Source organism: Paraburkholderia sp. TE9906, assembly GCF_056279605.1.
In genome coordinates this window covers 193,178-214,643 of sequence record NZ_JBWCCT010000007.1, presented here as the reverse complement: position 1 = coordinate 214,643, position 21,466 = coordinate 193,178, and the positions used below count along the sequence as shown (strand labels likewise).

Sequence of the window (21,466 nt, the reverse complement as noted above, 5' to 3'; positions counted from 1 at the left end):
TTCTTCTCCCATTCTCACCGTCTTCGCTGCCTGTGAAAGCCATCACCTCGCGGGACAATCCGCTCTACAAACGCCTGAAGGCATTGGCCGGCTCGACGCATCAACAGCGCCGCAGCGGCCACGCGTTGCTCGAAGGATTCCATCTCGCGAGCGCGTATCTCGACGTCGCCGGGCAGCCGGAAATGTGCGTCGTCACCGATGGCGCGCTGCGTCACGACGAGGCGCAGGCGATCGTGTCGCGCATCGAAGATCATCGCGTCGTGACCTTGCCGGACGCGCTGTTCGGGCAGTTGTCGAATGTCGTGCACGGTGTCGGGATTCTGCTGCTGGTCGAGAAGCTCGATACGCCGCTGCCCGAGACCGTCGCGCAAACCTGCCTCGTGCTCGACGGCGTGCAGGACGCGGGCAACGTCGGCTCGATTCTGCGCAGCGCGGCCGCAGCCGGGATTCAGCAGGTGTTCTGTGCGCCAGGGACGGCGTACGCGTGGTCGTCGAAGGTGCTGCGCTCGGGCATGGGCGCGCACTTCCTGTTGCAGATTCACGAGGATGTCGACGCGCAGGCGTTGATCGAGCGCCTGGCGGTGCCGATCGTCATCACCGATTCGCACGGCGCCGAGGCGATTTACGATTGCGATCTGAGCGGGCCGCTCGCGTGGGTGTTCGGCAACGAAGGGGCGGGTGTGTCGCCAATCTGGCGCGATGCGGTTTCGTTGCGGGTGACGATTCCGCAGCCGGGCGGGATGGAGTCGCTGAACGTGGCGGCTGCGGCGGCCGTCTGCGTGTTCGAGCAGTGTCGTCAGCAGCGCGGGCGGCTGTGACAGAACTGAACGCGGCGCGCACCGCGCCGGGGGGTGTTTCGCAGGGCGGCTTGCACATGCTACGCCGCTACGCTACGCCGTGTAGCCCTCGCTGACGCGGCTGCGCACCACACGCAGCCCGCGTCATTGCAACCTCAACCGGTGCTCAATAAGCCGGCCGGTCCAGCTTGATCTCCTGCAGGATCGTCGTGGCGATCTCCTCGATCGACTTGTGCGTCGACGACAGCCACTTGATCCCCTCACGCCGCATCATCGCTTCGGCTTCGTTGATTTCGTAGCGGCAATTCTCCGGCGCCGCGTACTTGCTGCCCGGACGACGCTCGTTACGAATTTCAGACAAACGCTGCGGATCGATCGACAAACCAAACATCTTCTGCCGATGCGCGAGCAGTGGCGTCGGCAGCTTGCCGCGTTCGAAGTCTTCCGGAATCAGCGGATAGTTGGCCGCCTTGACGCCGTACTGCATCGCCAGATAGAGGCTCGTCGGCGTTTTGCCGCTGCGCGACACGCCAACCAGGATCACGTCGGCGTCGGCGAGATTGCGGTTCGACTGGCCGTCGTCGTGGGCGAGCGAGAAGTTGATCGCCTCGATCCGGTTCTTGTACTCCTCGGTGTCCGCGTTCTGGTGGCCGCGGCCCATCGCGTGACTCGACTTCAGCTCCAGCTCCTGTTCGAGCGGCTCGACGAAGGTCTGAAACATGTCCAGCACGAGCGCATTCGAGCCTTTGACGATCTGATTCGACGCGCTGTCCACCAGCGTGGTGAAGACGATCGGGCGGCGACCGTCCTGCACGATCGCTTCGTTGATCTTTTCGAGCGTCGCGTAGGCTTTTTCCGTCGAGTCGACGAAGGGCACGCGAACCAGGCGGAATTTCTGGTCGAACTGGGACAGGATCGAATGCGCGAAGGTTTCGGCAGTAATCCCGGTACCGTCGGAGACGATGAATACGGTGGGCGGCATCAGTGGAGCTGGGGAACGTGAGCGGCAAAAAGCGCTCGAATCAAACATCGCTGCGGTGAGCACGCTGCCCGGCGGCTAACCGTCGAGGGCAGCGGCGTCGATGCAGCGCGCCGTGGGCACCACACAACCGCACCCGGATGGCGGAGGAGCCTCGCAAAAGCCCGTCGGCCGGTCCGGGGCGCGATTCGAGGCGCAATTCTCGTCCGACTGCCACATTTTAGGAGTCGGCACGGTAGAATAGCGGCAACCTGTTGGATAAGCAATTGCAGGCGATTGGCGTCTAACTTACCGCGAACGGCCGCTCAACGCGGCGCTTTTGTTCGGTAACTGGTGCTCAATGCGGTGGATCGACCGGTAAATTCGGCCATTCGCTCCTTTCGTCGCGCTTCTGGCGTAGCGGCCACCGTCGGCCCTTGCCGCGATTGTTTCTCCAACAGGTTGTGCAAGACACGGCTCACGCTCCCAATGGGCGTTCCGTGTTCAAGCCCACTTGCACAGCCGTGAATTTCTTTCACACTTAGGGGCTTGTATGACTAACGCAGTTACCGTCGCAAAGGACAAGGCGTATGTAGTTCCGTTCGAGCAGTTGCGGATGACCGACGTGGAAATCGTCGGCGGCAAGAACGCGTCGTTGGGCGAGATGATCAGTCAGCTCGCCGAAGCCGGCGTGCGAGTGCCGACCGGTTTCGCCACCACGGCGCTGGCGTTCCGCGACTTCCTGCATCACAACAATCTGACCGACCGCATCGCCAAACGTCTCGAAACGCTCGACGTCGACGACGTGAAGGCGCTCGCCGAAGCGGGCAAGGAAATCCGTCAATGGATCGTCGACGCGCCGCTGCAGCCGCAGCTCGAGGCCGATATCCGTGCGGGTTTCGACACGCTGCAGAACAGCTCGCCTGAAGAGCTGTCGTTTGCCGTGCGCTCGTCGGCTACGGCCGAAGACTTGCCGGACGCATCGTTCGCGGGCCAGCAGGAAAGCTACCTCAACGTGGTCGGCATCGACGACGTGCTCGATCGCATGAAGCACGTGTTCGCGTCGCTGTACAACGACCGCGCTATTTCCTATCGCGTCCACAAGGGCTTCACGCATGCTGAAGTCGCCTTGTCGGCGGGCGTGCAGCGCATGGTGCGCTCGGATGTCGGCGCGGCCGGCGTGATGTTCACGCTGGACACCGAATCGGGCTTCAAGGACGCTGTTTTCATCACGTCGAGCTATGGCCTCGGTGAAACCGTCGTGCAAGGCGCGGTGAATCCGGACGAGTTCTACGTCTTCAAGACCACGCTCGCGCAGGGCAAGTACCCGATCATCCGCCGCTCGATCGGCTCGAAGCTGATCAAGATGGAATTCACGAAGGCCGGCGAGCAGGGCCGTGTAAAGACCGTCGACGTCCCGCACGAGCAGCGCAACCGCTTCTCGATCACCGACGAAGACGTGATCGAACTGGCGAAGTACGCGGTCATCATCGAAAAGCACTACGAGCGTCCGATGGACATCGAGTGGGGCAAGGACGGCCGCGACGGCAAGATCTTCATCCTGCAGGCGCGTCCGGAAACGGTGAAGAGCCAGGCATCGGGCAAGGCCGAGCAGCGCTTCAAGCTGAAGGGCCAGTCGAACGTGCTGGCCACCGGCCGCGCGATCGGCCAGAAGATCGGCGCGGGTCCGGTGCGCGTGATCCACGATCCGTCGGAAATGGACCGTGTGCAGCCGGGCGACGTGCTGGTCGCCGACATGACCGACCCGAACTGGGAGCCGGTGATGAAGCGCGCATCGGCGATCGTCACGAACCGTGGCGGCCGGACCTGCCACGCGGCGATCATCGCGCGTGAGCTGGGCGTGCCGGCGGTGGTCGGCTGCGGCGACGCGACCGACGTGCTGAAGGAAGGCGCGCTCGTCACCGTGTCGTGCTCGGAAGGCGACGAAGGCAAGATCTACGACGGCCTGCTCGAAACCGAAATCACCGAAGTGCAGCGCGGCGAACTGCCGCCGATTCCGGTGAAGATCATGATGAACGTCGGCAACCCGCAACTCGCGTTCGACTTCTCGCAATTGCCGAACGCAGGCGTGGGTCTCGCGCGGCTCGAGTTCATCATCAACAACAACATCGGCGTTCACCCGAAGGCGATTCTCGAATACCCGAACATCGATCAGGACCTGAAGAAGGCGGTTGAGAGCGTCGCTCGCGGTCATGCATCGCCGCGCGCGTTCTACGTCGACAAGCTGACCGAAGGGATCGCGACGATCGCCGCGGCGTTCTATCCGAAGCCCGTCATCGTTCGTCTGTCGGACTTCAAGTCGAACGAGTACAAGAAGCTGATCGGCGGTTCGCGTTACGAGCCGGACGAAGAAAACCCGATGCTGGGTTTCCGTGGCGCATCGCGCTACATCGCCGAAGACTTCGCCGAAGCGTTCCAGATGGAATGCATCGCGCTGAAGCGGGTGCGTGAAGAGATGGGCCTCGACAACGTCGAGATCATGGTGCCGTTCGTGCGTACGCTGAAGCAGGCGGAGCGCGTGGTCGGGCTGCTGGAGAAGTTCGGCCTGAAGCGCGGCGAGAAGGGCCTGCGCCTGATCATGATGTGCGAAGTACCGTCGAACGCGATTCTCGCCGAAGAATTCCTGCAATTCTTCGACGGCTTCTCGATCGGTTCGAACGACCTGACGCAGCTCACGCTCGGCCTCGACCGCGACTCCGGCATGGAGCTGCTGGCGGTCGACTTCGATGAACGCGATCCGGCGGTCAAGTTCATGCTCAAGCGTGCAATCGAAACCTGCCTGCGTCTGAACAAGTACGTCGGTATCTGCGGCCAGGGCCCGTCGGATCATCCGGACTTCGCGCAATGGCTCACGGACGAAGGCATCGCGTCGATCTCGCTGAACCCGGACACGATCATCGAGACGTGGCAGCAACTGGCGAAGTCGGCGAGCAAGTAAAGCGCGCGGCATGCCGTTTGATGGTGAAGAACCCAGGCGGCATGCATAACGTGAGATGCGGTACCTCAAGCGTGAGTTGAAGCGCACCGCATCGCCCGTTAAAACGCAGGCGCTTCGTGCTATAAACACCCCGGTAGATCCGGGGTGTTTTGCTTTGCGGAGGTCGACGTGGTGCCAGGTGGATTGTTCTGGTGGATCGGGGCGGGCGTGCTGGTCGTGCTGGAGTTGACGAGCGGCACCTTCTATCTGTTGATGATCGCGGTGGGCTTCGTGGCGGCGGCACTCGCGCACATTGCCGGCGCTGCCGCCGACGTGCAGTTCGCGGTGGCCGCCGTGGTCGCGCTGGCGGCGGTCGTGCTGCTCAGACGCTCGCGCTTTGGCCGTCGCAAGCGCGCGCACGCGTCGCGTAACCCGGACGTCAATCTCGACATTGGTCAGACGCTGAGCGTGCCGGCGTGGCACGAGCGCCGGGCGCGCGCGAATTATCGCGGCGCGGCGTGGGACGTCGAGCTGGCCGCGGGCGAGCCAGAAGATGCGCAGGTCTACGAAATCACGGAATTGCGCGGCAGTTGTCTCGTGGTCGTGGCGAGCCGGCAGTCGAAGACCAAGGCAAGCACGGCCTGAGTGCCTGGCAGGCTTGCGCTCTGCGCTTGCAGCCGCGCTTTCAGCCGCGTTTGCGTCAAACACGTACAACTATTCGAACCAGAGGGACCGGAGAGCCAATATGGATTCAACCATCGTCGGGGCCGTGCTGCTGATTATCGTGATCGTGCTCGCGGCACAAACCATCAAGATCGTGCCGCAGCAGCACGCGTGGGTGCTGGAGCGTCTCGGCCGTTATCACAGTACGCTGACGCCGGGCCTGAGCTTCGCTTTCCCGTTCGTCGACCGCATCGCGTACAAGCACATTCTCAAGGAAATTCCGCTCGAAGTGCCGAGCCAGGTCTGCATCACGCGCGACAACACGCAGTTGCAGGTGGACGGCGTGCTGTACTTTCAGGTCACCGATCCGATGAAGGCATCGTACGGTTCGAGCAACTTCGTGTTCGCGATCACGCAGCTGTCGCAGACCACGCTGCGCTCGGTGATCGGCAAGCTGGAACTCGACAAGACTTTCGAGGAGCGCGATTTCATCAACCACAGCATCGTATCGTCGCTCGATGAGGCGGCGTCGAACTGGGGCGTGAAGGTGCTGCGCTACGAGATCAAGGACCTGACGCCGCCCAAGGAAATCCTGCACGCGATGCAGGCACAGATCACCGCCGAGCGCGAGAAGCGCGCGCTGATCGCGGCGTCGGAAGGGCGCAAGCAGGAGCAGATCAATATCGCGTCCGGCGGGCGCGAAGCGGCGATCCAGAAGTCGGAGGGCGAGCGGCAGGCGGCGATCAACCAGGCGCAGGGCCAGGCGTCGGCGATTCTGGCGGTGGCCGAGGCCAATTCGCAGGCGATCCAGAAGATCGCGGCCGCGATCCAGTCGACCGGCGGCATGGAAGCGGTGAATCTGAAGGTAGCCGAACAGTACGTAAACGCGTTCGGCAATCTGGCGAAGCAGGGCACCACGCTGATCGTGCCGGGCAATCTCGCGGATATGAGTTCGATGATCGCGTCGGCGTTGACGATCGTGAGCAAAGGCAAGGACAAGGGCGTGACCGAGGCGCGCTGAGACAGGCGGTGGGCCGATTTGTCCGCCGCGAAAAACAGATGGCCCGCAGATCGTGCGGGCCATTTTTCATTGAGCGCCGAGCGCTTGCGGTGTGGCGCGACCTGAAACGTATCGTCGATCAGGTCGGCGAGCGCATCAACCGCGCCTTCTCGCGTTCCCAATCGCGCTTCTTCTCGGTTTCGCGCTTGTCGTGCTGCTTCTTGCCCTTGGCGAGACCGATCTCACATTTGACGCGGCCGCCCTTGTAGTGGAAGTTCAGCGGCACGAGCGTGTAGCCGCGCTGCTCGACCTTGCCGATCAGTTTGCTGATCTCTTCGCTATGCAGCAGCAGCTTGCGCGTGCGGACCGGGTCGGGGTTGATATGGGTCGAGGCTTCGGGCAGCGGGCTGATGTGCGTGCCGATCAGGAACAGTTCGTTATTCTTGATAACGACGTAACCTTCCTTGATCTGGCCGCGCCCGGCGCGCAGCGCCTTGACCTCCCATCCTTCGAGCACGAGCCCTGCCTCATAGCGTTCTTCGACCGAGTAGTCGTAGAAGGCTTTTCTGTTGTCGATGATGCTCATGAATGGAAAGTGCCCAACTCGTTTAAAATCACGATTTTAGCAAAGCGGGGCAAGGAAAGCCCGCGGCGCTTTTCAACCCGCTTGTCCACCCTTGCCACGCGCTGTTCAATTTATGGCAGATGTCCAGAAAACCGTGTTGATCCGCCATTCGGCGGAACAGATGTTCGACCTCGTCACCGATGTCGCCGACTACCCCAACTTCCTGCCTTGGTGCGGGGGTGTCGAAATCCGCCGCCGGGACGAAACCAGCATGGAGGCGAAGATCGACATCAACTTCAAGGGCATCAAGCAGCACTTCGCCACGCGCAACAGCATGGAGCGGCCCACGCGCATCGATATGGAGTTCGCGGACGGCCCGTTTCGCAAGTTCACCGGTTTCTGGCGTTTCACGCCGCTGCGCGCGGATGCCTGCAAGATCGAATTCGCGCTGCACTACGAATTCACCAACATCATTCTCGAGAAGATCATTGGGCCGGTGTTCAATCACATCGCGAACACGTTCGTCGAGTCATTCGTGAAGCGCGCCGATCAGCGCTACGGTAAGGCATGAGCGCGCGCCTGTCGATTGAAGTCTGCTACGCGTCGCCCGACGGGCAGGCGCTGATCGCCGTGGACTTGCCCGAAGGCGCCACCCTGCGACAGGCGCTCGACGCGAGCGGCATCCTGCAGCGCTTTCCGGGCATCGATCTGAATACGCAGAAGGTGGGGGTGTTCGGCAAGCTCAAGCCGCTCGACACGGTGCTCGCCGACCATGATCGCGTCGAGATCTATCGTCCGCTGCTGGTCGATCCGAAGCTGTCGCGTCAACGCCGCGTCGAGAAGACCCGCAAGGCGGGATCGATCGAAGGGCGCCGTTGGCAGAATCGGGATTCGCGTTAGGCGGCGCGCGGCCGTGCGATGAAGCAGGCGGCGAGCTCGCGCAAAAACGTTGCGAATCGTCGTACTGTCCTCAAGGCGCGGAAACCTGCGCCTTTTCCTTGATGGGCGCGAGCCCCGACGAATCATCGTCCGCATGCTGGCGCACCGACCAGCACACTCCCGCCACCAGCAGCAGGATCGCCGCCAGCTCCAGCGGACGCGGCAGGCGCTGGTCGTAAATGAACGCGTAGAGCAGCGCGAAGAGCGTCTCGAACACGATCATCTGGCCGGACAGCGTCAACGGCAGCCGCTTCGACGCGGCATTCCACAGCCCGTTGCCGAGCCACGACGCGCCGATTGCGAGGCCGAGGTTCAGCATCCAGAACGTGTGCCAGCGCGCGTCGGCCAGTTCGCCCTGCGGGCCGCCCGACGGCAGCACCGCGATCACGAGCCACAGCCCCGCGCCGAGTGCACCCGTCACCACGCCCCATAGCACGGACCATTCATTGCCGCTGAAATGCGTCTGGCGCTGCAGATAGCGGGCATTTTCGACCGCGAACCACGTCCAGCAGCCCAGCGCGCCGACCGCGCAGGCGAGCCCGAGCAGCTTCGTGGCGATGCTCACAGGCGTGCTGTCGGCCACCGTGAACACGTCGATGTTGATGCAGACGATGCCCGCCATCACCACCGCCAGCGGCCACGCGAGGCGGGCGAGCGGCACCGCGCCGTGATCGCGCCGCCCGAGCAGTGTGACCGTGACCGGCAGCACGCCGACGATCAGCGACGCCGGCGCGATGCCGATCAGATGCACGGCCGCCGTCAGCAGCAGGTAATAGATCAGATTGCCGGCCAGCGCCAGTTTCACCAGCGCGCCGAGGTCCTCGCGGGTCAGCCGTTTGACGAGCGAGCGCGCCATCGGCAGCGCGGCGGCCAGCGAGACGATGCCGTACATCGTGTAGCGCCCGGCGCTCAGCAGCAGCGGCGAAAAGTCGGGCAGCACGCGCGGCACCAGAAAAACCATGCCCCATAAGGCCCCGGCCATTACCCCATATGCCACACCGCGTTGCATCGACCGCCCCTTGCAAGAAAACTGGAATGGTCCGCAGGATAGCCGTTCGCCGGGCCGCGCGTCTTGTTCGATTCTGCATTGGGGCGGTTTTTCGGCGGTTTCGGTGTGCCGAGCCGTCGTTTCCCGCGGCGTTGCAGGGCTTCGGCGGGGCGCGCGACGCACGCCGCCACCGCCCTGCGCCCGGCGAAAAGGTCCCTGGTCGGGCCACCCGCGTCCCGTTGCCCCCGAACGCGCAAACGAAACCCGATCGAACCCAGCGCGAACAGCGAAGCGAAATCGAGTGGCGGGAAGTCATGAAAAAAACCGCCCGAAATTCGCTAAGCTGCTGTTCGTGCAGTGAAAACCGGGGAGGTATCGCGTATAATTCGCTTTTGCGCCTATAGGATTTGCCATGCGTCTGATCCAAACAGCACTCACGTTCGATGACGTGCTCCTCGTCCCGGCTTTCTCCGATGTTCTGCCGCGCGACACCAGCCTCAAGACCCGGCTGACCCGCAACATCTCCCTGAATATGCCGCTCGTGTCCGCCGCCATGGACACCGTCACCGAAGCACGCCTCGCCATCGCGATGGCGCAAATGGGTGGCGTGGGCATCATCCACAAGAACCTCACGCCGGCCGAGCAGGCGCGTGAAGTTGCCAAGGTCAAGCGTTTTGAGTCGGGCGTCGTGCGCGATCCGATCACGGTGCCGCCGCAGATGAAAGTGCGCGACGTGATCGCACTGTCGCAGCAGCATGGCATTTCGGGCTTCCCGGTCGTCGAAGGCGCGCAGCTGATCGGCATCGTCACGAACCGCGACCTGCGCTTCGAAGAGCGTCTGGATGAGCCGGTGCGCACCATCATGACGCCGCGCGAGCGCCTCGTCACGGTCAAGGAAGGCACGCCGCTCGCCGAAGCGAAGGCGCTGATGCACAGCCACCGCCTCGAGCGCGTGCTGGTGATCAACGATGCGTTCGAACTGCGCGGCCTGATGACCGTCAAGGACATCACCAAGCAGACCGAACACCCGGACGCCTGTAAAGACGAACACGGCAAGCTGCGCGCGGGCGCGGCGGTCGGCGTCGGCGCGGACAACGAAGAGCGCGTCGAGCTGCTGGTGCAGGCGGGCGTCGACGTGATCGTCGTCGATACCGCACACGGCCACAGCAAGGGCGTGCTCGAGCGCGTCAAGTGGGTCAAGCAGAACTTCCCGCACGTCGAAGTGATCGGCGGCAACATCGCCACCGCGGCGGCCGCCAAGGCGCTCGTCGAGTACGGCGCGGACGGCGTGAAGGTCGGTATCGGCCCGGGCTCGATCTGCACGACGCGCATCGTCGCCGGCGTGGGCGTGCCGCAGGTCACCGCGATCTCCAACGTGTCCGAAGCGCTCAAGGGCACGGGCGTGCCGGTCATCGCCGACGGCGGCGTGCGCTTCTCGGGCGACGTCAGCAAGGCACTGGCAGCGGGCGCGAACGCCGTGATGATGGGCAGCATGTTCGCCGGCACCGAAGAAGCGCCAGGCGACGTGTTCCTGTATCAGGGCCGTCAGTACAAGTCGTACCGCGGCATGGGTTCGGTCGGCGCGATGAAGGACGGCGCGGCGGACCGCTACTTCCAGGACAACTCCGCGAACATCGACAAGCTGGTGCCGGAAGGTATCGAAGGCCGCGTCGCCTACAAGGGCTCGGTCAACGCGATCCTGTTCCAGCTGATCGGCGGCGTGCGCGCGAGCATGGGCTACTGCGGCTGCCGCACGATCTCGGAGATGAACGACAAGGCCGAGTTCGTGCAGATCACCGGCGCGGGCCTGCGCGAATCGCACGTGCATGATGTGCAGATCACCAAGGAAGCGCCCAACTACCACGTGGACTAAACGCCAATGAAGCCACTGCTGCGTGTTGTACTCATCCTTGATGCCTTGTTGTTGCTTGCGTTCGGCCTGCTGTTTCTGCTGACGCCCTGGACTTCGTTGTACGACGCGCTGCAGTTGGTGCAAACCCAGCCGGCGCTGGTCGGCCAGGGATTTGGCGTGGCGCTGATCGGGCTAGCGTGGCTGGCCTTGCACGCATCGTTCGACGGGGCGCTGACGTCGGCGGTCGCCAAGGTCGTCGGTCATGTGAACTGGCTGACCGGTGTGCTGATGCTGGTCTGGCTGCTTGGTTTGCATACACCGGCGCTCACCGGCTTCGGGCAGATCGTCGCGGTGCTGGCGGGCGTGGTGCTGGTGGTGGTCGGTCTCGGCGGGGTGCGTTTGTCGGGTGCGGTGCGCCGGCGCGAGAAGGGGATCGTCGTCAAAGGCTCTTCCAGCCGCGCCGAAAAGCGGGCTGCCAGGGAAGCCGAGGCTGAGGCGGCAAAAGAAGCCGCAAAACGCCGTGAACGGGAGCGCGAGCCCCGCGTCAGCGCGGGCTTTCCGGTCTATCGCGCCGAGCCGGTCGTCGAACCTGTCATGCCGGTCACACGGCCCGTCAACCCGGACATCCCGGTGAATCCCGTCAGTTCCGTTTCGACCACGCCGGTGCATCCTGTGACGGGCGAAGCCGGCCTTACGGAGTCCGAACGCGCGGCCCGGGCCGCGCGCGAAGACGCCCGCAACGCCGCTGCCGATGCCTCTGGCGGACCCCGGCCGCCGCTTCATGGCTGACGCGCTGCGCGTCACGCCGTCCGCCGAAGCTACCGGATTCCGTTCGCGCGTTTATTCGCGCGCGCCGCAGGCCGATGGCCGCGGCGGTGCATACGCCAGTACGCTTCATCGTTATGTTTCATGCTCGATCGTTCCCACGTGGACCGCTTTGAATTCAACGCCGCGCTTCGTGCGCGGCATTCCGTATTTGCTCACTTTTGACTCCGTCCGCTGCCATGCATGACAAGATCCTGATCCTCGACTTCGGTTCGCAAGTCACCCAACTGATTGCACGTCGCGTTCGCGAAGCCAACGTGTATTCGGAAATTCACCCGTACGACGTCGATGCGTCGTTCATTCGCGACTTCGCGCCGAAGGGCGTGATCCTCTCCGGCGGCCCGAGTTCGGTCACTGAAACGGATACGCCGCGCGTGCCGCAAGCGGTATTCGAACTCGGCGTGCCGGTGCTCGGCATCTGCTACGGCATGCAGGCGATGGCCGAGCAGCTGGGCGGCAAGGTCGACATCGGCCATCTGCGCGAATTCGGTTATGCCGAAGTGCGCGCGCGTAACCACACGAGCCTGCTCGAAGGCATCAGCGACTTCACCACGCCGGAAGGTCACGGCATGCTGAAGGTGTGGATGAGCCACGGCGACAAGGTACTCGAAATGCCGCCGGGCTTCGCGCTGATGGCATCGACGGAATCCTGCCCGATCGCGGCGATGGCCGACGAACAGCGCCGCTTCTATGGCCTGCAATGGCATCCGGAAGTCACGCATACCGTGCAGGGCCGCGCGATGCTCGAACGCTTCGTGCTGCAGATCTGCGGCGCGCGGGCCGACTGGGAAATGGGCAACTACATCGACGAAGCCGTCGCGAAGATTCGCGAGCAGGTTGGTAACGAGCACGTGATCCTGGGGCTGTCGGGCGGCGTGGACTCGTCGGTGGCGGCGGCGCTGCTGCATCGCGCGATCGGCGACCAGCTGACCTGCGTGTTCGTCGATCACGGCCTGCTGCGCCTGAACGAAGCCGAGCAGGTGATGGCGACCTTCGCCGACCACCTCGGCGTGAAGGTGATTCACGTCGACGCAAGCGACGTGTTCCTGCGCAAGCTCGCCGGGGTGACCGATCCGGAAGCGAAGCGCAAGATCATCGGCGCGGAGTTCGTCGAGGTGTTCCAGACCGAAGCCGGCAAGCTGACCGACGCGAAGTGGCTGGCGCAAGGCACGATCTATCCGGACGTGATCGAATCGGCCGGCAAGGGCAAGAAGGGTGCGCAGACCATCAAGAGCCACCACAACGTCGGCGGCCTGCCCGAGACGCTGAATCTGAAGCTGCTCGAACCGCTGCGCGAACTGTTCAAGGACGAAGTGCGCGAACTCGGCGTGAAGCTCGGTTTGCCGCCGGCGATGGTCTATCGCCATCCGTTCCCGGGCCCGGGCCTGGGCGTGCGGATTCTGGGCGAAGTGCGGCGCGATTTCGCGGACCTGCTGCGCCGCGCGGACGCGATCTTCATCGAGACGCTGCGTACGTTCATCGACAAGGAAACCGGCAAGTCGTGGTACGACCTCACGAGCCAGGCGTTCGCGGTGTTCCTGCCAGTGAAGAGCGTCGGCGTGATGGGTGACGGCCGGACCTACGAGTACGTCGTCGCACTGCGTGCGGTGCAGACGCTGGACTTCATGACCGCGCATTGGGCGCATCTGCCGCACGAGTTGCTGGGGCATGTGTCGAATCGGATCATCAATGAAGTGCGCGGGATCAACCGGGTGGTATATGACATCTCGGGGAAGCCGCCGGCGACGATCGAGTGGGAATGATTTAGACTGCTCCCAGGTTGTTCCGGGAGGTCCGGTTTTCCATGTTTTTCCGTTTGAAAACATGGAGTTGTTGTCCGGTGTGGTCTGCTGTAATCCGGGCAACGCCTGATGGAAATGTCGGTATCGGTGACGGTGCCGACATTTCTTCCTCGGACGGCCTTGTCCGATACCGTCAAATCAGTCTGACGGTATCAATTGACGGTATACGTTCGAGGAGTCCCTATGCTCACAGACATGCAGTTGCGAGCGCTGAAGCCGGCCAAGAAGATCTACAAGGTTGCCGATTAGCGCGGGCTATATGCGGCAGTGACGCCTTCAGGCGCGGTGAGCTTCCGGTACGACTACCGGGTGAACGGTCGCCGGGAAACTCTGGTTATAGGCCGCTACGATCCCTCACTTTCCGCACGGAAGCCACGCAGGCCAGACGAACCCGCATTCGGAATGGCTATTAGCCTCCCGGAAGCCCGGCTTCTACGCGATCATGCGTACGGAGCAATCCAGCGCGGCGAAATCCCGTCACGTGCGAAAGTCGAGAAGCGGCTCTGTCAAGTTGACGCGCGTGGAGTACCTGCGTGGCCTACGGCTAGTTATCCTCATTAGACAACCTTATCGCCTGCGGCAGTGATAGTTCAATCATGCCATGTGGCGAAACGTTCCTGAAGTACGGCACGATGACATGCCGCGTTCATCCGATGTCTGGGCAACGCGAAGTGCTGGCGGATCGGGCCAAAGCAAGAGAGAAACGCCTGCGTACGACGCGCCTCGCGAAAGCCGCACATCTGGCGTTCGCGTCTGCGGGTTGGCGGGTGGTTGTTCTCGGCACGGTTGTTCACACGTGCAGCCGCTTTGACGAAAACGTGCTTCACGTGAGCAAGCTCGGGAATGTCAGCCTTCGCCGCCGGCTAGCTGCGCAGCGGGTCGGTAACGATCTTGCGCGGCACCGGGTTTGAACGCAGCACCCTCCGGAAGAAGTGCTTTGCCGCGGCATTGTCGCGCCGCTTCTGCACCCGCACGTCGCGTTCAGCGCCATGCTCATCGACCGATCGCCACAATAGATACGGCTCACCGCGCAGCGTCACGAACATGTCGTCCAGATGCCATGTGCTGCCGGGCTTGCGCCGCGCCGCTTTCGCGCACTGAGCGAATCCAGCGCCGAACTTGTCGCACCAGCAGCGAATCGTTTCGTACGTGACCAGGACACCACGCTCAAGCAACAACGCCTCAATGTCGCGCAGGCTCAGGCTGAACCGGAGATACCAGCGAACCGCGCAGCTGATGACGCCGGCGGGAAAGCGGTGGCCGTGATAAAAGGATTTTCTCTTCTTCATCACGGCATCCTACCGCCGCCTCAGCATCAACCTGACAGAGCCTTGTCAGGTCCTTGCTCCCGCGAAACTGCTTGCCTGCGCCACGTTGTCTCCCTTGCGACCGGCAACGCGTCCCGCTTTTTTTTGATTCGTTGGCGCCTTTTTTTTGAATGTGCATTATGCATTATGTGCGATGCACAGTTTTCAGTGTTGGCGACGCATCGGTCTATGGGGACCGCAACGGCGAGGGCCGGGAAGGAGGGTGGTCTTGCTGCGTCACGCTTGCAATTGCGTTCTTCTAAGGATGTCCATGAGTTCACCTAATTGTTCTTCATCGCACCGGGCGGAGGTCTCGGCGCCTGTAGCCAAGCCCAGTGATCGCTTGCGGGTTTGCGAGCTGAGTCATGCGTTCCAGACCGCCGACGGCGACAGCGTGCCCATTTTCGACAGGCTGGATTTCAGCGTCGCCAGTGGCGAAATCGTGTCGATCGTCGGGCGCAGCGGGGCCGGCAAGAGCACGCTCTTCAATCTCATTTCGGGGCTGCTCACGCCGCAATCCGGGCGCGTGGAAGTCGGTCGACGCGCCGATGGCGGCGAGGGGCGCATCGCCTACATGCTGCAAAAGGACTTGCTGCTGCCATGGCGCACGGTGCTGGAAAACGCGGTGCTGGGCATCGAGCTTTACCGCAAGGTTCGGCGCGAGGACATCGAGCGCGCGAGACAGATGCTGGCGCGCTACGGTCTCGATTCCTTCGCCGACGCGCATCCGCACGCGCTTTCGGGCGGCATGCGCCAGCGCGTAGCGCTCACCCGCACGCTGCTCGTCGATCCGACGCTCGTGCTCCTCGATGAGCCGTTTTCGGCGCTCGACTACGAAACCCGCCTGACGCTGGAGGACGACGTCATGGAATTGCGCAAGCAAAACGGCACGAGCGTAATTCTCGTGACGCATGACATCGAGGAGGCAATCGCGATGAGCGACCGCGTCATTCTCCTCGGCGGACGGCCGGCGTGCATCGAGGACAACATCGACGTTCGACTCTCCACTTCGGGGCCCCGCACCGCGGTATCGGCGCGCGAAGCGCCTGAGTTCCGTGCCTACCATTCGCGCATCTGGAGCGGTTTGCGCGGGCACTCAATCCAGCACGCGGGAGCCTCGGCATGAGCGACGTCGCGATCTCACAAACGGTCACACGCAAGCGCGCAACAAGTGGGCGTTCCAAAACGCTTGGCACGACCGGCATTGTCGTCACGATCGTCGTCGCGATTGTGGCTGGCTGGCAATTGGCGGTTACGCTTGGCTGGGTCAACGGCCGCCTTTTCGGCTCGCCCCAAGGAATCTATCGGGCTGCGGTGCTGGGCCTTTCGCCGCAGGGCACACTCGTCCCAGACACGCTGGCGACGCTTTTCGAAACGCTGATGGGTCTCGTGGTCGGCAGCGGACTCGGTATCGGCCTCGGGCTGCTGCTCTGGTTTGTGCCGAGGGTCTCTGGCGTGGCCGAAGGTCTGTCGGTCATTCTGAACAGCATTCCGAAGATTGCGCTCGGTCCGCTGATTGTCATCTGGTTCGGCTCGGATATGGCCTCGAAGGTCTGGCTGGCCGGCATCTCCACGTTCGCGGTCGCGATGATTTCCGCGTGCGCCGCGGCGCGCGAGGTGGATCAGGACCTGCTGAATCTGTTCCGCTCGTTCAAGGCGAAGCCGGGCATGATCTTCAGCAAACTGATCGTGCCTGGCGCACTGCCGTGGATCTTCTCGACGCTGCGCGTGAACATCGGCTTCGCACTGATCGGCGCGGTGGTGGGCGAATACATCGCTTCGCAGGCGGGAGTGGGTCATGAAGTGTTCGTCGCGGGCTCTTTGTTTGACCTCAATACTGTTTGGCTGGGCATTATCGTTCTCACGTTGATGGCATCGATTCTGAGCTGGATTGTTCAATTCACGGAAGCAAAGGTGATTACATGGAAAAGAAAACGGTGAAGTTTCTGGGCACTTGCCTTGTGGCGGCGCTCGCCGCTTCCGGGGCCCGCATGGCGGTTGCTGCCGAGCCGGTAGTCGTCTATCAGGCCTTTCAGTCGATTCAGTATCTGCCGCTTTACGTAGCACTCGACAAAGGTTTGTTTGCAAAGAACGGTCTCACGGTGCAGAAAGTGACGGCCGGCGGCGGCGCAGCCGGAGTGGCTGCGGTGATCGGCGCTCACGCGGACTTTTCGCTGCAGGACCCGATGACGGCGATGCTTGCCAACCTCAAGGGCGCGTCGCTCGTCAATGTGGCGAACGTGGTTGCAGGCGTGCCCGTCTGGATCATCGCGCCGCCGGACTCGTCGGTTAAGGAAGTGTCCGATCTCGCCGGCAAGAGCGTGGCCACTGCGCTGCCGCCGACGACGAGTACCTATCTTCTGCAGCGCCTCGTCAGCGAGCGAAAGCTCGCTAACGTGAAGCTCGACACCGTGCAGATCGGTACGGAGCTCGCACCGGTCAGCGCGGGACGCGACGAAGCAGCGGCGCTTTACGAGCCGCAGGTCGATACCGGGCTGTCACAGGGCTACCGGATCGTCTACGGGTTCCCCAGGGCCTATCCGGGCGGCTATGTGTTCTCCAGCATGGACACGCTCGCGTCCACGATCAAAGCCAAGCCGCAGATGGTTGCTGCGTTCGTGAAATCGATCGGCGAGGCCGAGGCGCTGATCCAGCACTCGCCCGATACGGCGAAGGCTGTTGCGCGGACCGAGTTTCCGACGCTTGACCCGAAGGTGGTCGACAGCGCCGTACAGCGCCTGATCGATCAGGAGATCTACGCAGCGACGCCCGAGATTTCCGAGCCGGCGTTCCGTAACGCGCTGGCCCTGCAGGAGTCCCTCGGCAACATCAAGCCGGGCAGCGTGACATATGCGGGCGCGGTGGACAATTCGTTTGCGGCGGCAGCAGCGCGCAAATAGGCACGGGGACGGGAGAGGGCGCTCGCGCAAAGCCGGCGCCCGCTCGAATCGATCCGGATTCCTCGCGCAATTCGCGCAATCAACGGTAAAGCTATCACCAGAATGCAAAAACAATCGTTGCTGAATACCCTCCTTGCCAGCCGCGGCGACGTCCAGGCTGCCCGCGCGCGGCTCTCTGCCGCCAAGGCGCGTGCTGACGAGCTCGAGCCCTGGCTCCGCGCGTTCACATCGCGAGCCGACACCTATGACGTGGCTGCCGCAGTCAACGGACCGCTCGCCGGCCTGCCGGTCGGTATCAAGGATCTGATCGATACACGCGACATGCCGACCGCCTACGGGTCGCCGGTCTATCGCGGACACCAGCCTTCGGCGGACGCGCGTATCGTCGGGTCCATCCGACAGGCAGGCGGGGTGATCTTCGGGAAGACGGTGACGACCGAGTTCGCCTGGCGTGAGCCAGGACCCACGGTCAATCCGTGGAACCGACTGCACACGCCGGGCGGGTCGTCGAGCGGCTCAGCGGCCGCCGTGGCCGCCGGCATCGTGCCGCTTGCGCTCGGTACGCAGACCGTCGGCTCGGTCATCCGGCCGGCCGCTTACTGCGGAGTCGTCGGCTACAAGCCCAGTTTCGGCAAGGTGTCCCGCGACGGTGTGCATCCGCTGTCCGGCTCGCTCGATCATGTCGGCTTTTTCGCGCAGACGGTGGAGGGTGCGGCGCTCGCGCATGCACTCTTCGTCGAGCACCGGCCGGAGGTGTTGGCGAGCCTCGATGCATGGGCTGCATGGTTTCCAGCCAATCCTCCAGCCAAACTGGGCGTGTTGCGCACGCCCTTCTGGGACCGGGTGCAGCCGGCACAGAAGGAGAACTTCGAGGCCTCGCTCGAGCGTCTGCGCACCGCCGGCGCCACCCTCGTCGAACTTGAATATGGCGCGGATATGCAGGCTATGGTCGACTCGGTGCAGGTCATTGCGTGCGTCGAGGCGCAGCGCTCGATCGGCCCTACCGCCGTCAGGCATCCTGAGCTCGTCAGTGGGCACATGCATACGCTGATTGCGGCTGGCGCGGCAACGCCTGCCGCTGAGTACGAGGCTGCCATTGCGCTGCAGGCGCGGTTGCGTCGCGAATCGAAGCCGCTGCTTGCCGGATGCGACGCGCTCGTGACCCTGTCGGCGCCCGGTGAGGCACCCGCAGGGCTCTCGGACACAGGCGACGGGATCTTCTGCGCACCATGGAGCCTGACAGGCAGCCCAGCCGTGACCGTGCCGTCAGGCCGCACCGCAAATGGCTTGCCGCTTGCGTTCCAGGTGGTCGGCGAGTTCGGGGCCGATCTACGCACGCTGCAGATCGCGGCCTGGGTCGAAAGCCAGCTGCAGGCGCAATGGCCGGACTCGTCCGTATCGGCTGGGCATCCCGAAGCGGCATCCGCCTGACGGGTCGCGAGTGCGCCACTGTCGGTTATAGTGCTCGGCATGCGCTAACACGGCGACGCGGCAAAAGGAGGAGACGTTGAGCAGGCCCTATCGAACCATCCAGGAATACGTCCTCGGAACATTGAGGGCGGAGATTCTGAAGGGAGTGTATCCGCCGAATACTCGTCTCAGACAGGAAGAGGTGGCCAAGCGCCTGGACGTCAGCACGACGCCTGTGCGCGAGGCGTTTCGCGATCTGCGTGCCGAGGGGCTGGTGTCGATCGACCCGAACCGGGGCGTCGTCATACGCGGTCTCACTGCGGAAGACGTGAGCGAGATTTACGAACTGCGCATGCTGCTCGAGCCCATGCTCGCGGAGCGGGCCTGCCGGCAACTCGCGCCCGCCGATCTCGCGGCGGCCACGGTGTGTCACGCAACCATGCGCGCGACCCCGTCGTCCGAAAAATGGGCGTTGCTCAACGTGGAATTCCACCGGCACCTGATAGGGAGTCAGGAGAAAACACGCCTGTTCGAGATCGTCGAGAGCCTCTCGGGTGTCGCGCGTCCCTATGTGTCGCTGGCGATGCACGTCAAGGAAGACCTCATGGAGAGTAATAACCGCGAGCACGCGCAGCTGTTGGACGCCTTCCGGGCGGGCGATGCGCTGTCCGTACGCGAGCAGAGTCGGATACACCTCGAAAACACGCGCAACGCGATCGTCGCCTGTGTCACGCAGTGGGCGCCGACGGAGGTCGCCCACGGCTAAAGCGACCCAGGCGGTGCGCCTGGCGTGCGCTCGCTTGGGGGCGCAGGTGGGACCAACCGGTTGGCCGCCGCGCGTAGGCCGTTGCTGTCGCCGTGAACGGGACGCCCAGCTAAGCCAACGCTTATTCCAGGAACACACAAGATATGGACAATTCGCTGGTATCCCTGTCGGCGGTGACAGCCCGTGAACTCATCGGGCGGCGCGAGCTTTCTCCGGTTGAACTGCTCGACGCCTGCATCGCTCAGATCGAGGCGATCAACCCGGCCGTCAACGCCGTGGCGGCGACCTGCTTCGAGCGAGCGCGCGAGGAAGCGCGGCGCGCGGAGTCGGCCGTTGCGCGCGGCGAGCCGCTCGGCCCGCTGCACGGGCTGCCGCTCGGTGTCAAGGATCTGGAGGAAACGGCAGGCCTTTTGACCACCTACGGTTCGCCGCTTTTTCGCGCCCACGTGCCGGCGCGCGATAACGCGTTCGTGGCTCGCCTGCGCGCCGCGGGCGCGATCGTGACCGCCAAGACCAACACACCCGAGATGGGCGCGGGGGCCAACACGCGCAACGTGGTCTGGGGCGCTACCGGCAATCCGTTCAATCCGTTGTTGAACGCTGGCGGCTCTTCGGGCGGCTCGGCCGTCGCGCTCGCCACCGGTATGCTGCCGCTCTGCACGGGCACGGATACGGGCGGCTCGCTGCGTATTCCCGCGGCGCTTTGCGGCGTGGTCGGATTCCGGCCCTCGCCGGGCCTCGTGCCGATCGACCGCAAGGTGCTCGGCTGGACGCCGATCGACGTGAGTGGGCCCATGGGGCGCAACGTCGCGGACACCCGGCTGCAACTGGCCGCCCAGGCCGGCTTGCATCACGCCGATCCGCTCGGGTATCCCATCGCCGGGTCAGCATTCGGGCATGGCGCGCCACTCGACGTCAGCAAGCTGCGTATCGGCTATACCGAAGACTTCGGCATGTGCGCTGTCGACGACGCGACGCGCGCGACCTTCCGCGCGAAGATGGCGGCGATCGCGGGCTACGTCAAGCTGTGCGAGCCGGTGGATCTCGACATGGGCGAGGCCGACCGTACATTCGACGTGATTCGCGCGCAGAACTTCCTCGCCAGTTTCAGGGAGACCTACGAGCGCGACCCATCTCTGCTCGGCCCGAACACGCGCGCCAATTACGAGATGGCGCAGGCGATGTCGCTTCGCGACGCAGTGTGGGCGCATGCGGAACAGACGAAGATTTTCCGCCGCTTCCAGGCGAAGTTCGACGACTACGACCTGATCGTCTCGCCTACCTCGTCGATCTCACCGTTTCCCTGGTCCCAGTGGCATCTCGCCGAGGTCAATGGCCGCCCGCTCGACAATTATTACCGCTGGGTCGCGCTCACCTACGTCGTCACGCTGCTCACGAACCCGGCCCTGTCGCTACCTTGTGGTACCGATCACGCGGGCATGCCTTTCGGCCTGCAACTCGTCGGTCCGTTTCGCGGCGACGCGCGGCTGCTCGACATGGCCGAGTCGCTTGAAACCGCGCTGCGCAATAACGCGGCACTGAACCGTCCGCTCCCCGATCTTCGCGCGCTTTCGTCTACGGTAAGCGAACTCAAGTCGATCGTGACCGATCCGCCCGTGCTGACGGTGACGGGCGGCCAGGATGCCGGGCTGGTGCGCACGCGCGTTTTTTGATGTTCAGGCCGGGCCGAGTGCCTCTAAATGAGCATCCGACCGGTATTGCGCCGAGGGTGTCGGGCGGACCCACAGCGGCCCTT

The 21,466-nt window shown here is 63.7% G+C and carries 19 protein-coding genes and 2 pseudogenes; 17 read left to right on the top strand and 4 right to left on the bottom strand.

All coding sequences use genetic code 11. The features are described 5' to 3' along the window. Positions 1 to 32: 32 nt before the first annotated feature. A complete protein-coding gene (locus ACZ9H4_RS20580) occupies positions 33 to 818 on the top strand; it encodes a TrmH family RNA methyltransferase (protein ID WP_408149131.1) in 786 nt (261 codons plus the stop codon). A gap of 145 nt (positions 819 to 963) precedes the next feature. Here ACZ9H4_RS20580 and ppsR read toward each other — a convergent pair whose 3' ends face one another. Next, on the bottom strand, positions 964 to 1,779 hold the full coding sequence (ppsR, locus tag ACZ9H4_RS20575; RefSeq protein WP_408149129.1) for a posphoenolpyruvate synthetase regulatory kinase/phosphorylase PpsR: 816 nt from the start codon (positions 1,777 to 1,779) through the stop codon (positions 964 to 966). A gap of 529 nt (positions 1,780 to 2,308) precedes the next feature. Between ppsR and ppsA the strand changes: the two genes are divergently transcribed. The 3 genes from ppsA to ACZ9H4_RS20560 all read left to right on the top strand — a co-directional run bounded on the left by ppsA (position 2,309) and on the right by ACZ9H4_RS20560 (position 6,377). Next, positions 2,309 to 4,714, top strand: coding sequence for a phosphoenolpyruvate synthase (gene ppsA / locus ACZ9H4_RS20570; protein WP_408149127.1), 2,406 nt, complete (start codon positions 2,309 to 2,311; stop codon positions 4,712 to 4,714). Between the two features lie 168 nt (positions 4,715 to 4,882). Next, positions 4,883 to 5,338, top strand: a complete 456-nt coding sequence (locus ACZ9H4_RS20565) for an NfeD family protein (RefSeq protein WP_476120580.1) — start codon at positions 4,883 to 4,885, stop codon at positions 5,336 to 5,338. A 100-nt stretch (positions 5,339 to 5,438) separates the two neighbouring features. Further along, a complete protein-coding gene (locus ACZ9H4_RS20560) occupies positions 5,439 to 6,377 on the top strand; it encodes an SPFH domain-containing protein (RefSeq protein ID WP_408149123.1) in 939 nt (312 codons plus the stop codon). A gap of 118 nt (positions 6,378 to 6,495) precedes the next feature. Here ACZ9H4_RS20560 and smpB read toward each other — a convergent pair whose 3' ends face one another. Next, on the bottom strand, positions 6,496 to 6,942 hold the full coding sequence (gene smpB / locus ACZ9H4_RS20555; RefSeq protein ID WP_012433428.1) for an SsrA-binding protein SmpB: 447 nt from the start codon (positions 6,940 to 6,942) through the stop codon (positions 6,496 to 6,498). Between the two features lie 112 nt (positions 6,943 to 7,054). Between smpB and ACZ9H4_RS20550 the strand changes: the two genes are divergently transcribed. Together ACZ9H4_RS20550 and ACZ9H4_RS20545 are read left to right on the top strand one after the other, a co-directional pair. Beyond that, complete coding sequence (locus tag ACZ9H4_RS20550) at positions 7,055 to 7,492, top strand: type II toxin-antitoxin system RatA family toxin (protein ID WP_408328707.1); 438 nt, start codon at positions 7,055 to 7,057, stop codon at positions 7,490 to 7,492. Continuing rightward, positions 7,489 to 7,821 carry an RnfH family protein gene (locus ACZ9H4_RS20545; protein WP_408328705.1) on the top strand — a complete coding sequence of 111 codons (333 nt, stop codon included), beginning with the start codon at positions 7,489 to 7,491 and terminating at the stop codon, positions 7,819 to 7,821. The genes ACZ9H4_RS20550 and ACZ9H4_RS20545 overlap by 4 nt, the downstream gene beginning before the upstream one ends. 70 nt (positions 7,822 to 7,891) lie before the next feature. Here the strand turns inward: ACZ9H4_RS20545 and ACZ9H4_RS20540 are convergent, their stop codons facing one another. Continuing rightward, positions 7,892 to 8,869, bottom strand: coding sequence for a DMT family transporter (locus tag ACZ9H4_RS20540; protein ID WP_408149121.1), 978 nt, complete (start codon positions 8,867 to 8,869; stop codon positions 7,892 to 7,894). A gap of 391 nt (positions 8,870 to 9,260) precedes the next feature. Here ACZ9H4_RS20540 and guaB point away from each other — a divergent pair, with 391 nt between their 5' ends. The 5 genes and pseudogenes from guaB to ACZ9H4_RS20515 all read left to right on the top strand — a co-directional run. Then, complete coding sequence (gene guaB, locus ACZ9H4_RS20535) at positions 9,261 to 10,721, top strand: IMP dehydrogenase (RefSeq protein WP_175160715.1); 1,461 nt, start codon at positions 9,261 to 9,263, stop codon at positions 10,719 to 10,721. 6 nt (positions 10,722 to 10,727) lie between these two features. Beyond that, positions 10,728 to 11,489, top strand: a complete 762-nt coding sequence (locus tag ACZ9H4_RS20530) for a hypothetical protein (protein WP_476120575.1) — start codon at positions 10,728 to 10,730, stop codon at positions 11,487 to 11,489. After that, positions 11,482 to 11,712: a hypothetical protein gene (locus ACZ9H4_RS20525; protein ID WP_408149116.1), complete on the top strand. Its 231-nt coding sequence runs from the start codon at positions 11,482 to 11,484 to the stop codon at positions 11,710 to 11,712. Before ACZ9H4_RS20530 ends, ACZ9H4_RS20525 begins: the two co-directional genes overlap by 8 nt. Then, a complete protein-coding gene (guaA, locus tag ACZ9H4_RS20520) occupies positions 11,705 to 13,288 on the top strand; it encodes a glutamine-hydrolyzing GMP synthase (protein WP_042323159.1) in 1,584 nt (527 codons plus the stop codon). Before ACZ9H4_RS20525 ends, guaA begins: the two co-directional genes overlap by 8 nt. Before the next feature lie 222 nt (positions 13,289 to 13,510). Further along, positions 13,511 to 13,864 (top strand): annotated as a pseudogene (locus ACZ9H4_RS20515) (Arm DNA-binding domain-containing protein); the annotation flags it as partial. 53 nt (positions 13,865 to 13,917) lie between these two features. On the opposite strand, the pseudogene ACZ9H4_RS20510 reads toward ACZ9H4_RS20515, so the two are convergent. Next, a pseudogene (locus tag ACZ9H4_RS20510) lies at positions 13,918 to 14,616 on the bottom strand (IS6 family transposase). 289 nt (positions 14,617 to 14,905) lie between these two features. On the opposite strand from ACZ9H4_RS20510, the gene ACZ9H4_RS20505 reads away from it, so the two are divergent. The 6 genes from ACZ9H4_RS20505 to ACZ9H4_RS20480 all read left to right on the top strand — a co-directional run bounded on the left by ACZ9H4_RS20505 (position 14,906) and on the right by ACZ9H4_RS20480 (position 21,383). Then, a complete protein-coding gene (locus tag ACZ9H4_RS20505; RefSeq protein WP_476120572.1) occupies positions 14,906 to 15,760 on the top strand; it encodes an ABC transporter ATP-binding protein in 855 nt (284 codons plus the stop codon). Then, positions 15,757 to 16,575 (top strand): ABC transporter permease, encoded by an 819-nt coding sequence (locus tag ACZ9H4_RS20500; protein WP_476120570.1) that lies wholly within the window; start codon positions 15,757 to 15,759, stop codon positions 16,573 to 16,575. The genes ACZ9H4_RS20505 and ACZ9H4_RS20500 overlap by 4 nt, the downstream gene beginning before the upstream one ends. Further along, entirely contained in the window at positions 16,557 to 17,534 is a 978-nt protein-coding gene (locus ACZ9H4_RS20495; protein WP_476120568.1) for an ABC transporter substrate-binding protein, read from the top strand. Before ACZ9H4_RS20500 ends, ACZ9H4_RS20495 begins: the two co-directional genes overlap by 19 nt. A 102-nt stretch (positions 17,535 to 17,636) precedes the next feature. After that, entirely contained in the window at positions 17,637 to 18,965 is a 1,329-nt protein-coding gene (locus ACZ9H4_RS20490) for an amidase (protein ID WP_408149101.1), read from the top strand. A 76-nt stretch (positions 18,966 to 19,041) separates the two neighbouring features. Beyond that, positions 19,042 to 19,710, top strand: a complete 669-nt coding sequence (locus ACZ9H4_RS20485) for a GntR family transcriptional regulator (protein WP_408149099.1) — start codon at positions 19,042 to 19,044, stop codon at positions 19,708 to 19,710. Positions 19,711 to 19,853: 143 nt separating this feature from the next. Then, complete coding sequence (locus tag ACZ9H4_RS20480; protein ID WP_476120565.1) at positions 19,854 to 21,383, top strand: amidase; 1,530 nt, start codon at positions 19,854 to 19,856, stop codon at positions 21,381 to 21,383. Positions 21,384 to 21,466: the final 83 nt, after the last annotated feature.